Origin of the sequence: Aliamphritea ceti (assembly GCF_024347215.1) — a bacterium.
Classification (GTDB): Bacteria; Pseudomonadota; Gammaproteobacteria; order Pseudomonadales; family Balneatricaceae; genus Amphritea; species Amphritea ceti.
In genome coordinates, this window is record NZ_AP025282.1 from 4,003,536 (window position 1) to 4,018,392 (window position 14,857).

Genomic DNA, 14,857 nt, shown 5'->3' on the forward strand with positions numbered 1-14,857 from the left:
ACATAAAAGTAGTTGAATATCTGAGTTTTTCTGTCAGGTATTACCCATAATGAGGCGTGTAATCGACATAATTACGATATATCTGAACAACCGCCCCAATCCGACGTGTTATCTCACTGACAGACTAACCAAATAGATAACGGTATATTTATTCAGAAGGCGCTGAATCTGCCACCGTTTTCTCATGATCAGCATTTTCCAGACAATTCGCTGCAAACCCCGCCAGCGCTTCAACAAAGGCACGTTGCTGATCCCGACTTTCTCCCTGTGCTTCCAGCAGCACTAAAACACCACGCACATGGCCTGAAACTAGCGGTACCGCAGTTAAGCGTAAATCTGCCGAAAACTGTTTTGCAAGTTCCCCAAATACCAGCGGATCTTCAGTCAAAAGATCTGCGCACTGAGTACAACGTGACTCTAGTGTTCGTGCGATCACAGAGTCCAGAACTAAAGGAATTTGCTCGGGGAGGTTAGCTGTAGAAGGAATAGATTTAAATCCCGTCCCGGCCAGAAACCAATGCTGCTTATCTTTAGGGCGATACAACAATACACCTTCATATCCTGTTATTTGCTGTAAGTCTTTCGTCAACAATTCCATCAGCCCCTCCTGATGACGTTGCTTATTAAGCTGCTCTAACTGACGAATAAATACCCTGAGCGTTTGTTGCATAACTCCCATAGCAGTCGCCAGTTCAACAATCTCTTTAATCCGTGAACGGTTTTCAATTTGATAACCTAAGTGAAAGCGCTGAATTTCCTGGCTTTGCCATACCAACCTTTGCAATGCCAGGGTTACCCGTCGGGCAATCCACCAGGTCAGAGGTAGAAACATTAACAGCAATACAAACGCAATCAGCGTGCTGTAACGGCGTATATTGTAAGCTTCTGCCAGTAACTCAGGTTCCGGTGTCAGTAGGAGCAACTGAAACTGCGCCTGTGGAATCGGCGCCAGTAATTTCAAAGAGCCCTGCCACGTCTGATCCATATAGTTCAGATCAAACTGCTTCTCAGCGCCATCCAGCTGAACCGAGGCAAGTGCCAGTAAAGGCTGTTGTAAATCATTAATGTGCAGTAAACGCACCCGTTCATCGGTGGCACTGTAAACAGAGTTCGGACGATGATTATAAGCCAGCACGCCCTGGGTCTTATCCAGAATCAGTAAATGGCTGCTCGGTGTAATATTTTGTTCCTGTACTGAAGCACTCAGAACATCCAGCGTAATATCACCGGCCACTACCGCATTTCCATCCAGACTGGCCTGTGAATAAGTCACGCCAACCTTACGAATAAAGAAATACAGATAAGGTTCAGTAAGACGCCCTTCAGCATCAGCTTCTGCAGCCTGTTTGTACCAGCCACGCTGCCTGGGATCATAGTCAGTAGGCATCAGCTGCATACCGCCAATCTGGTTTGAATCAGCATCCAGAAAAATCCGCTCTATCCCGCGATCTGCTTCTGCATACTGAATGTTGTCCACTAAAAATGCCGCATTCTTCGGCGCTTCAAAAACATCCCGCATATGCTGATCATTAATAACCCGGACGATAAAATAATCACCGTCTTTGTAAGCGACCTCAAGTGCTGCCAGTTCGGGCTGATCCTCTAGTGCAGTAACCAGCAAAGGTAGCTGCTGCATGCGTTGTTCAAATGTAGTGGCATTCACCAGAGGCGTTTTCGTTAAGAGGTGAACTGTTTGTGCAATCGGCGCGTAGCTGCGTTGAAAATCCAGTTCTATTTTTTGGCGGGACTGTTCGAAAACGTCACTGGCAGCGCTGCGAATTAACTGGCTGGCCTGGTAATAATTGTACAACGTCAGTACGCCGCCCAGGCATAACACCAGAAATAGCGCAAAAGTAGAAATATGGATGTGCAGTGGATAACTCTTGAAGCGATACCAACGTTCCATATTCCTCCTCCAGGTATCCCTGAATAATAGCGACCACCTGTCGCTTTTGAGTATCATTTGAACTGCGTACAGCTACTCCGCAATATTCTTAAGATGCTTGTTTTAAAACACTATAATCAAATAACTTTCCAAAAAACCGTGCTACAAACTACGATAAAAAACGCAATTAATCGAGCCCCTGTCATCTCACAACGACAGAAAAGACTCGATTTAGACATATTAAATTTGAATGATTTATCAGAATCCACTAATACGAGACAGAATATACCTGTATAGACGAAAAACCGAAGTTCTGCACACAGCCCTTAAGCACAATAGGACAAAACTCCGGTCATTCAGTTAAAGCGAAGTAGCCCCTCCCCGGAAGCTTTCTGCCACGTCAGCCACTTCTTCAGGTTTACTCAGTGGCAGTGAACACCGGTCCGGGTTACAGATAAACATACTTGCCTGCCCTAACTGTGGGTAACGGCCGGGCTTTTCAAAATGAATTAACTTACGCGGATGGTAAGCATCAATCCCTGCAGCATATAACTGCTGTGCTGCTTCATTTGCATTCTCAGCAACCACCGAAAACTCTACATAAGCAGCTGTCATTTGCTCCAGCGCTAAACCAGTTCGGCCGGTAATTCTGCCTTCTCGGGCAAGAATAGAAGGTGCAGCCACCGCCCTTATGGTTTCCTCAGCAACGGTTTCAAAGCGAGGTAACTTACTCATAATAAAGAGGTCATAAAAGAAGCTGGCAGCCTGCGCATTATCTTCCAGGGGCTTACGTGGCGGTATAAGATTGGCGGTCGAATCCGGCACTGTACCAAAAAAGCCTTTGTTCTTGCTGTCCAGTAAAGTTGCCAGCGTGCCGTCCGCGACATTAACAGCTGCATCCAGCCAGTGTTGCTCACCTGTTGTGCTATACAGTGCTAATAAGGCGCGTCCCATACTTGCTTGTGCCCGCAGGAAAGGTCTCGCCTCTTCGGTATGTGGATGTACCCGCTGATCATCAAGCATTGCCTGATTTTCCCGCGACTGTAACAACCAACCTTCAACCTGCTGCCGGTCCTGCAGAATAAACGTCGCTGTATCAACCGCTTTTTGCAGATACTCAGGAGCATCAAATGCCTGGGCAGCCAATACATATGCTCTGATTACTTCACCGTTTTTATCCGTATAAACAGCATGATCAATGGGCGGCACACCGTAGGCCAGGCGCTGATCAGCAGTATCTAGCAACCAGTAATCCTGTGGCCACCAATCTTCAGGCAAACCTTCCGGTTCGTCTTTCTGATTAGCGTAATAACCTTTACTGCTATCCAGCATCCAGTCTGTCAGATACATATCAACATTGCGCATCCCTTCACGGAAAGCTTCATCGCCAGTAATCCGGTAAGCTTCTGCAAAAGCAGTAATTGCATTGACTTGATTGCTAATACGTTTTTCAGGGATTGCCATCAACTTGCTGAAGCGAGCCGGTACTCCCTGGCTGCCTTCTGCTATTTTCTTGATATAAGCACCGCCCCAAACCGGATCCAGTGTTTCCAGAAACCCTTTACTGGTAGCCAGCGCCAGGTCACGCAAGTTCTGGTTATCATATAAATGCGCACGGAAATACAGATGCTCTAATCGCGGACCGTCAATTTCAGTATTCAGTCCCCAGCGAGACCAGCCATAATCATCATTCAGCGCACGGTCGAGCTGTAACCGTACCTGATCACGAATCTTAGTTAACTCAGTTTCCACCGGCTCAGGTGCAGCAGCATAAGGCGAACGGGGATCAGGTTTTAAAGTACCTGCTGTTTGTTTATCGACCAGATCATTGAGGATAGGAATAAAGTTGCGCGGCAGTCGATTACCCGCCATAGCAAATACCTGAGTTGCATCAGGTTGCAGAAATGCGGTTGCCGGCCATGCCCAGTCAGAATAACGTTCGCCGATATCCGGACGCGCCTGCGCATCCACGGCAATCGCAACAAAATGTTTATTAATCAGATCAACTACATTCTGGTTGGTGTAAGTCACACGCTCCATGCGATTACAGGCCGTACAGCCTTCCATACCAACATTCACCAGAATCAGTTTATTCTCTGATTTAGCTTTATCGAAAGACGTTTTATCCCAGGGCTGCCAGTCAATACCGCCCTCCTGACCAAAGTTAGCTGCCTGAGCTGCTATGCCAATCAGCATTACGCAAGCTCCCAGCAACCAGCGATATCCGTGTTGCTTCATCCACATGACCGGTTCCTCCCAGGTATTTGAGAATGCCGGACAGCCTGACGACCGCTTAGCTGCCAACTGCCGGCACGCTTCGCTATTCAATACATATAGAAACTACAGCTTAGCCGAACAACTAAAGCACATAAGTCTGAAATAAAAATGAAAACCGGCAACCTTACAGGCCAGCTTCACTGCCGTAACATACTGAAACACATGCCTTTGTAATCTAGCGAGTTGCCTTGCATAAACAAAACATTCAGGGGAATATGAAAAATAGTGTTTCCAGCTTCTATGCCGACCGCTATTACTAACAGTCACTTAACAGAGCAAAGTATTATGCGCCGATCACTCAACCATCAGGCAGCCTGCATAGAAGATCTGAGAATGCTGGCTAAACGTCGCATTCCAAAATTCGCTTATGAATATCTAACTAACGGTTGTAACAGTAATCAGGCGGTTTCGGCCAACCGCCAGGCACTGGATGCGCTGTATCTGCACCCCAGATACCTGACCAGCTGCGAGACTCCGGAAATCAGCTGTAACCTGATGGGACAACAATATGCGGCACCTTTCGGTGTAGCTCCGGTAGGCCTGAGCGGCCTGATCTGGCCCAGAGCATCAGAATATCAGGCACGTGCAGCACATCAGGCCAACATACCTTTTATTCTCAGCTCTCTGGCTAGCATATCTATCGAGCAGGCCGCCGAAAATGCCAAAGATAATTTATGGTTTCAACTCTATCCTCCAACAGTTGATGAGATTTGCGAAGATCTCCTCAGACGTACCTGGGAAGCTGGATGCCGCCACCTTGTAGTAACAATCGATGTGCCGTCTCCCGGTTATCGCCCTGCGGATATCCGAAACGGTTTATCGGTCCCGCCAAAAATATCAGCTAGAAACCTCTGGCAAAGCATGTGCTGCCCAGCCTGGAGTTTGAATACCTTACGTAACGGCGTGCCGCAATTCGCCACTATGGAGCCTTATCTTCCAAGCGATGCAAACTTAGCAGACGTAGCCCATTACATTCGTAATACTCTAAAAAAAGTGGTCGACCTGCCAACTCTGAAAGCTATTCGGAAAATGTGGCAAGGAAAACTGATCGTTAAAGGCATTCTCACTGCTGATGATGCCAAACGGGCAATCGGTGCTGGCGCTGATGGCTTAATCATTTCTAATCACGGCGGCCGGCAGTTAGACGCAGCAATTCCCAGCCTGCACGCCCTTGCTAAAATTCGTAGCAGTATCGGCTCAGACACATCATTAATGGTGGATGGCGGCGTTGAAACAGGAGTAGATCTTGCCCGCTATCTGGCAAACGGGGCTAATGCTGTTTTTGCTGGTCGGGCCTTCATGTACGGTATGGGAGGATTAGGAGAGGCAGGAGCAACACACACCATTGAAATATTTCAACGGGAACTGCAACAAGTTATGGAGCAACTGCGCTGCCCTGCTATTGCCGATTTACCTAGGTTTCTAAAGTAAACTAGCAAAAAAAAGCCCTTCTCCGGTCGTCACGAAGAAAGGCTTTGGTTCAACTCATAAGTGAATCCTGTTCAGGCTGTCAGCCAAACATTAGGTCTTTTTTAATAGCCTCAAACCGTTTGCCACCACAAGAAGGCTGGCACCTACATCAGCAAAAACAGCCATCCACATAGTGCCCAGACCGATCATTGTTAACACCAGAAAGATGCCTTTTATACCTAACGCCAATGCAATATTTTGCGCCAATATATTACGGGTCCCCTGAGACAATCGAACAAAAGCCGGAATTTTACGCAGATCATCATCCATCAAAGCAACATCCGCTGTTTCAATGGCGGTATCTGTGCCCATAGCTCCCATGGCAAAACCTATTTCAGACTGTGCCAAAGCAGGCGCATCATTAATGCCATCGCCAACCATTCCCACTGCACCGTCAGTCGCAAAGTTTTTAACCGCTGTCAGTTTATCTTCCGGTAACTGATTACCGCGGGCTTCATCAATGCCTACCTGAGCAGCAATTGCCCTGGCAGTATGTGGGTTATCACCTGTTAGCATTGCGGTTTTAACCCCCAATGCATGCAACTCAGCAATCGCCTGCTGACTGGATTCCTTAACTGTATCAGCCACGGCAAACAAGCCAAGAATACGACTCTGATCAGCCAGCATAACAACTGTTTTGCCTTGCTGTTCAAGTTCATTCAAACGCATCTGAAGCTCAGTATTATTCAGCTGCAACTCATCAATCAGACGCTGATTACCCAGATGATACTGCTCACCGTCTATCTCCCCCTGAACACCGCGCCCAAGCACAGCAGCAAAATTTACTATCTCCAGATGCTGTTGCGGCATAGTTTCAGCCTTAACAATCGCTACAGACACCGGATGATCAGAACGTCCGGCCAGACTGGCTGCTAATGTTTTCACCTGTTCTTCAGACAGTTTTGTATCCCAGGATTGAAAATCAGTCAGTACCGGTTTGCCGTGAGTAATGGTGCCGGTTTTATCCAACGCCAACCATTTCAGTAAGCGCCCCTGCTCCAGATACACACCACCTTTAATCAGAATTCCCTGACGGGCAGCCGCTGCCAAACCGCTGACAATGGTTACAGGAGTAGAAATCACCAACGCACAGGGACAGGCAATTACCAACAGCACCAGCGCTTTATAAATCCAGTCTTGCCAACCTCCACCGAGAAACAAGGGGGGCAATACAGCTACGGCGAATGCAACAATAAACACGATTGGTGTATAAATCTTTGCAAACTTATCCACGAAGCGTTGAGTAGGCGCTTTAGTCCCCTGAGCCTCCTCTACCGCATGGATAATACGTGCCAGAGTAGTCTGACCCGCAGCCGCAGTAACCTTATATTCGAATGAACCGGACTCATTAATCGTACCGGCAAACACAGCATCGCCAACCGTTTTATCCACAGGTAAACTTTCACCGGTAATTGGCGCCTGATTAATACTTGATGCACCGGCAACCAGTTCACCATCCAGACCAATACGCTCACCCGGTTTAACCCGCACCACGTCATCAATCGCAACCGTTTTAGCATCCACGTCCTGCCAGCTACCATCAGTCTGCCTGACCGTAACCCGTTCAGGAGTCAGCTCCATTAAGCCAGCAATCGCATTACGTGCCCGATCCAGAGACTTAGCTTCAATCAACTCAGCAATGGTAAACAACACCATTACCATCGCAGCTTCCGGCCATTCTCCCAAAATAGCAGCACCGGTAACCGCAATGCTCATTAAAGCATTAATGTTCATATTGCCGTTTTTCAACGCCACCCAACCTTTTTTATAGGTCGTTCCACCACACATCACAATGGCAACCAACGCCAGGGCTGCAGCGGTCCAATCGGGAATAAGTGCACTTTCAATCCAACCAACCGCCTCTGAAGCAACGGCGATTAGCGCGGCAATTATCAACGGCCACCAGGGCTTTTGTTCCTGCTCAACAGCACCTAACTCGCCACTGGCATCCGGCAGTTCCGGATCAAAATCCAGCGAGCGTACAGCAGCCAGTACGTCATCCAGACTGCCCTCTGTATGAACAACAGTAAGTACCCGCTGCATAAGATTAAATTCCATGCTGCTAACACAATCCATAGCGCCCAGCTTCTTACGGATCATGCTTTCCTCTGTCGGACAGTCCATCTGCATAATACGCATAGAGGTCTGCACACCGCCGTCTACTTTTGTTTGCCCACCAACACTGGTCAGCCCAATAGCCGGTGCACTGCAACATCCCCCAGATGCATCTTCTTGATTCACTACAGGCTCAGTTGTTACTGAACCACAGCAACCAGATGAAATTTCAGGCTTAGCCACGGCAACATCTGCAATATTTTCTACTGTCACTTTCTCTTCAACGGCGGTGTCTAACTTGTTTTGATCGCAGCACTTTGTCATGGCGATTCTCCAGAACTTAACTTATGCTTGGCATTAAACACCCTGAAGTGACTTTAGGGTCAACACAGTAGGATAAAAAAATGAAAATCGGTGAATTAGCCAAAGAAACCGGCTGTACCGTAGAAACGATTCGCTACTACGAAAAGGTGGGGCTGCTACCCAAAGCGATGCGCAGCCAGGAAAATAACTACCGTTACTATGGCCAGAAACATTTGGAACTACTGTTGTTCATTCGTCGCTGCCGCGCTTTAGCGATGACTCATGAAGAGATTCAGCAACTGCTTCAGGCCAGAGAAGAACCGGATAACAGCTGTGTCAGCATTAATGAACTGATCGAGGAACATCTTGAACACGTTCGCGCCCGTATTGAAGAATTACAGGCGCTGGAGTCCCAGTTAGAAATCCTCAGAAGTCAGTGTCATTCAGTGCATGCAGCCCGGGATTGCGGCATTCTGAAAAAGCTCGACGAAGCGGATAACAATGAATGGCAAACTCCAAAAGCCAGTAATAGCCATGTTGAAGGCAGTCGCTGTCATCATAAAAAAACCTGAAATATGACGCGTTCACGCAAGCTCGCTATTCCGGAGAATCTATACTGACCATCAAGCCAAATAAAAAAACAGGAGTATAGCTATGGCCGGAGGTTGGGCGAAAGACGGTGCTGTTCAGGATCAGATTGATGCCAGTGTTGAAGATGCTGTTGCACATGCACGCCAGCAACTCCATGAAGGAGACAGTCTGGAGCTTTGTGAAGAGTGTGACGCCGAAATTCCGGAAGCCCGCCGAAAAGCAGTACCAGGCGTTCATTTGTGTATAAAATGCCAGAGTGAGTACGACAAGCAGCAGGCTAATACTGCCAGTTACAACCGACGCGGCAGTAAAGACAGCCAGCTCCGCTAAACCCTCTGAATAATTTATCCGCAAGCGTTTATGTTATTAACATACCCTGCTCAGACACAAAGGAACTGAACCATGAGCACTATCCACATCCAGTATTACCAAACACCAGTAGGTGAACTGATTATTGGTGCTTTTAACAGTGAACTCTGTCTGTGTGACTGGCGCTACCGGCGTATGCGGGATCAGGTGGATAACCGCTTAAAGAAGTTTTTCAAAGCTGAATATGAACAGCTGACAGATCCAGTGATAGATCAGACCATTGATCAGTTAGAAGACTACTTTTCAGGCCAGCGCCAGCACTTTGACTTACCGCTGTCACTGGCAGGCTCCGGCTTTCAACAACAGGTCTGGCAAGCATTAATTAAAGTACCTTACGGCGAAACGTATAGTTATCTGCAACTTTCAGAATTACTTGGTAACCCTAAAGCCATCCGCGCCGTTGCCAGCGCGAACGGCGCCAATGCTATTTCTATTATCGTGCCCTGCCACCGTATTATTGGCAGTGACGGTTCACTTACCGGTTATGCGGGAGGCCTCCCTGCGAAGGAGAAACTTCTGAAACTGGAAGGCGCAGAACTGCCCGGACAAACACTCGAGCTGTTTTAATTAAACCCGATGATGACTGCGCCATAACTAACGTTAAAGCGACCGTCATGTTGCCTTACACGTGTTGTCGTACACATGTTGTCTTACAACACAGTTGCCTTATAAATGCAGTTTCTTTAGCATTCTGTAATGATAAAAATCGAATCACGCCAGCCACTTACCAGCCCGCTGATGATTATCGCTATGATGACGATTCTGTTTGTGCAGGCGTCCCTGGCTAGCGGCTTACTGGCATCGCTAACGGCAGCCTCTCAAAACAACTATCAACAGCATCACCAGGCCCACGACCACGATCTGACTTACTCCCATTCTGATCACCTGAGTTATGAAAACTTACAACTCTTACATGAAGGGACATTCAGTACCCTAAGCCAATTATTTTTGAATCCAGTACGCATATGCTGCCCTGAAACGGATCAGTATGTACCGGCAGAGCATGTTCAAAGCCGCTATCTCACTCCCGCGTTAACATCGGATGATCCGCCTCCAAGATACAAATCCATGAATACTTAACTGTTATAAATCGCGATTTTTAAAAGAATTTAAGAGGTATTTATGTACAAGTTAGCCGCTACTATTGCTATTAGCACGATCCTTACCACAGGCTTAGTCACGTCTGTATCTGCCCATCAGGGCGCTACCGGCATCGTTAAAGAACGTATGGATCAGATGGATGTGATGAAAAAATCCATGAAATCTATGGCCGCAATGTTTAAAGGCAAAACCGCTTACGATGCAGACGCAGTACGTAAACACAGCCAAACTATTGCAAAACATTCTGCAACAACACTTACTAAGCTTTTCCCCGAAGGTAGTCTGCAACACGCCAGTGAAGCCAAGCAGGAAATATGGAAAAAGTGGGATAAATTTGAGTTTTTATCCACTGAACTGAAACGCATCAGCCTGGCACTGGAGACTTCTGCAGACATTCGTGAAGCAGACAACAATGAAGCCAGTATGAGTATGTCGATGGATACTTCAGCAATGGCTGATCCGGCAGTAACTGAAGATTCTGCAGACAGTCTGTTCCGACAGCTGGCAGATACCTGTTCGTCATGCCATACCAGCTTCCGTAAAAAGAAGAACAAGTAACCGCTGATGATCAAAACCATCAGCCTGACCGTCCTGCTCTCTGCAGCAGTGGCGGCCGGTTACTATATGCTTCAACCTGCCATAACTGTTGAAGCGCTGTCAGATAATCAGGAACAGCCAGGTAACGTCGCTAACGGTGCTTATCTTGCGCGTATCTCCGGTTGCATTGCCTGCCATACTGATAGCGAAAACAATGGCAAGCTGGTTGCCGGTGCACCACTGGACAGCCCTTACGGCCAGTTCTATGCGCCTAACCTGACGACGGATTCTAAGACTGGAATCGGCAGCTGGACACTCAATGATTTTGCCCGGGCAGTACGTCAGGGTATATCACCGGAAGGCAGCGCTTATTATCCGGCTTTTCCTTATGAGTTCTTCGGTCAGCTAAGTGATCAGGATGTTCGTGACTTATGGGCTGCATTTCGCACTGTACCACCCGTTAATCAACCAACACCGCCTTCACAACTGAGCTTTCCCTATAATCTGAAACAGGGATTGCCAGTATGGCAACGGCTGTTCCAGTTATCACCTGATGTAACTGAAGAGTCCGACAGGGGTAAGTACCTGACTGAAGCAGTTGGCCATTGTGCAGCTTGCCATACCCCCAGAAATCTATTCGGCAGTTTGCAACAGGATCAGTGGCTACAGGGCGTTGAAGCTTTAGGAGACGCGGAAGCAATACCGGCAATTACTGCCAGTGCCTTACGGCAAAACAACTGGACGGTGGAAGACTTAGCCTATGCATTAAAAACCGGTATCACGCCTGAAGGTGATGCTTTGGGTGGCAGTATGGGTGAAGTAATCAAGCATGGTAGCCGCTTCATGAGTGAAGCAGACCGTCAGGCAATCGCCAAATATTTGCTAAGCGAATAGGTCAGCAGCTCACAACAAAAAAACCGGGAGCCTGCTCCCGGTTTTTATTAACACTCAATTCTTAAGAGCGGTGCCTTCAGCGTAGCTGCTTTTATAGGCACAGGCTTTCTATAAACACTGTTCTATTCAAAAGTGCTGAACGATTCATAAAAGCTGTACTACTCATAAACACAGCGTTATTCATAAACACAACTATCCCATTAAGGCCGACTCAGTCACTGCGACAGGTGTAGATTTAACGAAAAAGTTCTCAGCCGTAAACGCTTTTACTTCCCGCTTGCGCCACAGGAAATACACCACAGGTAACACCATCAGGGTAAGAATTACAGCACTGATCATGCCACCAACCATCGGCGCTGCTATTCTGCTCATGACTTCGGAACCGGTGCCTGTGCCATATAAAATAGGCAACAAACCGGCAACAATTGCCGCCGCTGTCATCATGACAGGTCGTACCCGTAGCCCCGCGCCCTGCATAACGGCATTGCGTAATAAAGACTCATCAGGCATAGCCTGCTTCTGACGGCAACTGTCCAGCATTTCATGATACGCCTGATTCAGATACACCAGCATAATCACGCCTATTTCCACCGCAACACCTGCCAAAGCGATAAAACCCACACCGACGGCCACCGAAAAATTAAAGCCTTCCAGATACATCAGCCAGACACTGCCAACCATCGCCAGTGGTAAGGTTCCCATGATGATCGCAACCTCGATAAAGTTACGAAAATTAATGAACAACAGAATCACAATAATCAGCAAGGTCAGGGGAATTACATACGTCAGCTTCTCTTTCGCCCGTTCCATGTATTCATATTGCCCAGACCAGTTAATCGAATAACCCGCGGGTAAATCCAGATTTTCTGCGACGATCTTACGGGCATTTTCAACATAACTGCCAATATCGACACCTTCTATATCAATGAAGGTCCAGCCATTCAGACGGGCATTTTCACTCTTGATACCTGGCGGTCCTTCTTCGATGTAAATACGCGCGATATCGCCCAGCGGTATACGCTGTCCCATTGGCGTGACTATTGGCAACAATGCTAATTGCTCAGGCGAGTCACGGAAGCTCTGCGGATAACGGATGTTAATCGGGTAACGCTCAAGCCCTTCAACGGTCTGAGAAACATTCATTCCGCCAATTGCTGCCGAAACAAGTTGCTGAACATCAGCAATATTGAGCCCGTAACGCGCAGCCTTCTGGCGTTGAATATCTACTTTGATATAACGACCGCCGGCAACCCGTTCAGAATACACTGAAGCGGTTCCCGGAATATCTTTCATCACTACTTCCAACTGCTGACCAATATCCTGAATCACACTTAGATCAGGCCCGGCAATCTTAATGCCCACAGGGGTTTTAATACCGGTAGCCAGCATATCGATGCGCGTTTTGATTGGCATCACCCAGGCATTAGTAATACCCGGAAGTTTAATTAGGTCATCCAGCTCTTTCTTCAAGCTGGCGGTGGTCACACCGTCTCGCCATTCTGACTGAGGCTTTAACTGAATAAAGGTTTCAATCATGGTTAACGGCGCGGGGTCTGTTGCCGTTTCTGCCCTGCCAACCTTACCAAAAACCGTTTCAACTTCCGGTACGCTGCGAATTAATTTATCGGTTTGTTGCAAAATCTGCCGCGCCTGACCAATAGATACACCCGGATAAGTTGTTGGCATATACATAAGGTCGCCTTCATCCAGTGGCGGAATAAACTCACTGCCAAGTTTATCTAACGGCCAGACACCTAAGGCACAAATACCTAAGGCCAATAACAAGGTTAACTTAGGAAAGTTAAGTACTGTTTTTAACCCAGGTAAATACACTGCCGACAGTATTCGGTTGATCGGGTTTTTGTGCTCCGGTAATACTTTTCCGCGAATAAAATATCCCATGAGTACTGGCACTAAAGTAATTGCCAATGCTGCAGCAGCCGCCATTGCATACGTCTTGGTAAACGCCAGCGGTGAAAACATCCGTCCTTCCTGCGCTTCCAGCGTAAACACCGGCACAAAGCTAACGGTAATAATCAACAAACTGAAGAATAACGCCGGCCCTACTTCACAGGCGGAATCAGCGACGATTTTCCAACGATTTTCTTTTGTCAGTGGCGTGCGCTCCATATGCTTGTGCATATTCTCAATCATCACAATGGCACCATCAATCATGGCGCCAATAGCGATTGCGATCCCGCCTAAAGACATGATATTGGCATTAATGCCCTGTATATACATGACAATAAATGCCGCAAGAATACCCACAGGTAAACTCACAATGGCCACCAGCGACGAACGCACATGAAACAAAAACACCATACAGACCAGCGCAACCACCGCGAATTCTTCAATTAGCTTGGTCCAGAGGTTATCTACCGCCCGCTCGATCAGCCCGGAACGGTCATACACAGTAACAACTTCTACACCAGCAGGAAGTCCAGACTTCAGCGATTCAAGCCGTGCTTTCACACCATCAATGGTTTGCTGCGCATTTTCTCCAAAGCGCATCACCACAACGCCGCCAACCACTTCGCCTTCGCCGTCTAACTCCACAACCCCGCGACGCATTTGTGGGCCAACGCCAATATCCGCAACATCTTTCAGCAATAACGGCGTGCCACTTTCATTCATCCCCAGTGGGATATTTTCAAGATCCTGACGGTTCTGAATATACCCTGATGCACGCACCATATATTCAGCTTCTGCCATTTCAACAACAGATGCACCGACCTCTTGATTACCGCGTTTTATTGCGGTCTGAATATGTGACAGTGGCATATTGAAAGCCCGCAACTTATCCGGATCAACCCGTACCTGATACTGCCGCACCATGCCCCCCAGTGAGGCAACTTCAGAGACTCCCGGCACTGTTTGTAATTCATATTTCAGGAACCAGTCCTGTAAACTGCGTAACTCACTCAGATCGTTCTGTCCGGTCCGGTCAACCAGCGCATAAAGATAGACCCAGCCAACCCCCGTTGCATCCGGCCCTAGCTGTGCTTTGGCATTCTCCGGTAATGACACCTGATTCAGATACTCTAATACCCGGCTTCGCGCCCAGTACATATCCGTATCATCATTAAAAATCACGTAAACATAGGAATCACCGAAAAACGAAAATCCACGTACTGTTTCAGCCCCCGGCACTGATAACATTGCAGTCGTCAGTGGATAAGTTACCTGGTCTTCAATAACCTGCGGCGCCTGCCCTGGATAGCTGGTTTTGATTATGACCTGCACATCAGAGAGGTCAGGTATCGCGTCCAGAGGCGTATTCTTCAGTGAATAAAGGCCACCACCGACGATCATCAGCGTAGCCAGCACAACAAACATACGGTTGCCCACCGCCCAGCGAATAATAGCTTCAATCAT

11 protein-coding genes are annotated in these 14,857 nt (G+C 47.7%); 7 read left to right on the plus strand and 4 right to left on the minus strand.

All coding sequences use genetic code 11. The features are described from left to right. Positions 1-148: 148 nt before the first annotated feature. Positions 149-1,906, minus strand: coding sequence for a GAF domain-containing protein (locus tag OCU49_RS18335; RefSeq protein ID WP_261842006.1), 1,758 nt, complete (start codon positions 1,904-1,906; stop codon positions 149-151). Between the two features lie 339 nt (positions 1,907-2,245). Continuing rightward, the gene (locus OCU49_RS18340; protein ID WP_261842007.1) at positions 2,246-4,129 is read right to left on the minus strand and encodes a DUF255 domain-containing protein; all 1,884 of its coding nucleotides are present in this window, start codon (positions 4,127-4,129) and stop codon (positions 2,246-2,248) included. A 318-nt stretch (positions 4,130-4,447) separates the two neighbouring features. Here OCU49_RS18340 and OCU49_RS18345 point away from each other — a divergent pair, with 318 nt between their 5' ends. Beyond that, entirely contained in the window at positions 4,448-5,593 is a 1,146-nt protein-coding gene (locus OCU49_RS18345; RefSeq protein WP_261842008.1) for an alpha-hydroxy acid oxidase, read from the plus strand. 90 nt (positions 5,594-5,683) lie between these two features. Here OCU49_RS18345 and OCU49_RS18350 read toward each other — a convergent pair whose 3' ends face one another. Beyond that, complete coding sequence (locus tag OCU49_RS18350) at positions 5,684-8,011, minus strand: heavy metal translocating P-type ATPase (RefSeq protein ID WP_261842009.1); 2,328 nt, start codon at positions 8,009-8,011, stop codon at positions 5,684-5,686. An 80-nt stretch (positions 8,012-8,091) separates the two neighbouring features. Here OCU49_RS18350 and cadR point away from each other — a divergent pair, with 80 nt between their 5' ends. The 6 genes from cadR to OCU49_RS18380 all read left to right on the plus strand — a co-directional run bounded on the left by cadR (position 8,092) and on the right by OCU49_RS18380 (position 11,482). After that, positions 8,092-8,562, plus strand: a complete 471-nt coding sequence (cadR, locus tag OCU49_RS18355; RefSeq protein ID WP_261842010.1) for a Cd(II)/Pb(II)-responsive transcriptional regulator — start codon at positions 8,092-8,094, stop codon at positions 8,560-8,562. A gap of 82 nt (positions 8,563-8,644) precedes the next feature. Further along, on the plus strand, positions 8,645-8,911 hold the full coding sequence (locus OCU49_RS18360; RefSeq protein WP_261842011.1) for a DksA/TraR family C4-type zinc finger protein: 267 nt from the start codon (positions 8,645-8,647) through the stop codon (positions 8,909-8,911). A gap of 72 nt (positions 8,912-8,983) precedes the next feature. Beyond that, on the plus strand, positions 8,984-9,517 hold the full coding sequence (locus OCU49_RS18365; RefSeq protein WP_261842012.1) for a methylated-DNA--[protein]-cysteine S-methyltransferase: 534 nt from the start codon (positions 8,984-8,986) through the stop codon (positions 9,515-9,517). A 129-nt stretch (positions 9,518-9,646) separates the two neighbouring features. Continuing rightward, positions 9,647-10,030 carry a hypothetical protein gene (locus OCU49_RS18370; RefSeq protein ID WP_261842013.1) on the plus strand — a complete coding sequence of 128 codons (384 nt, stop codon included), beginning with the start codon at positions 9,647-9,649 and terminating at the stop codon, positions 10,028-10,030. A 42-nt stretch (positions 10,031-10,072) separates the two neighbouring features. Further along, on the plus strand, positions 10,073-10,609 hold the full coding sequence (locus tag OCU49_RS18375) for a c-type cytochrome (RefSeq protein WP_261842014.1): 537 nt from the start codon (positions 10,073-10,075) through the stop codon (positions 10,607-10,609). Positions 10,610-10,615: 6 nt separating this feature from the next. Continuing rightward, positions 10,616-11,482: a c-type cytochrome gene (locus OCU49_RS18380; protein ID WP_261842015.1), complete on the plus strand. Its 867-nt coding sequence runs from the start codon at positions 10,616-10,618 to the stop codon at positions 11,480-11,482. Positions 11,483-11,674: 192 nt separating this feature from the next. Here OCU49_RS18380 and OCU49_RS18385 read toward each other — a convergent pair whose 3' ends face one another. Continuing rightward, positions 11,675-14,857 (minus strand): efflux RND transporter permease subunit, encoded by a 3,183-nt coding sequence (locus OCU49_RS18385; protein ID WP_261842016.1) that lies wholly within the window; start codon positions 14,855-14,857, stop codon positions 11,675-11,677.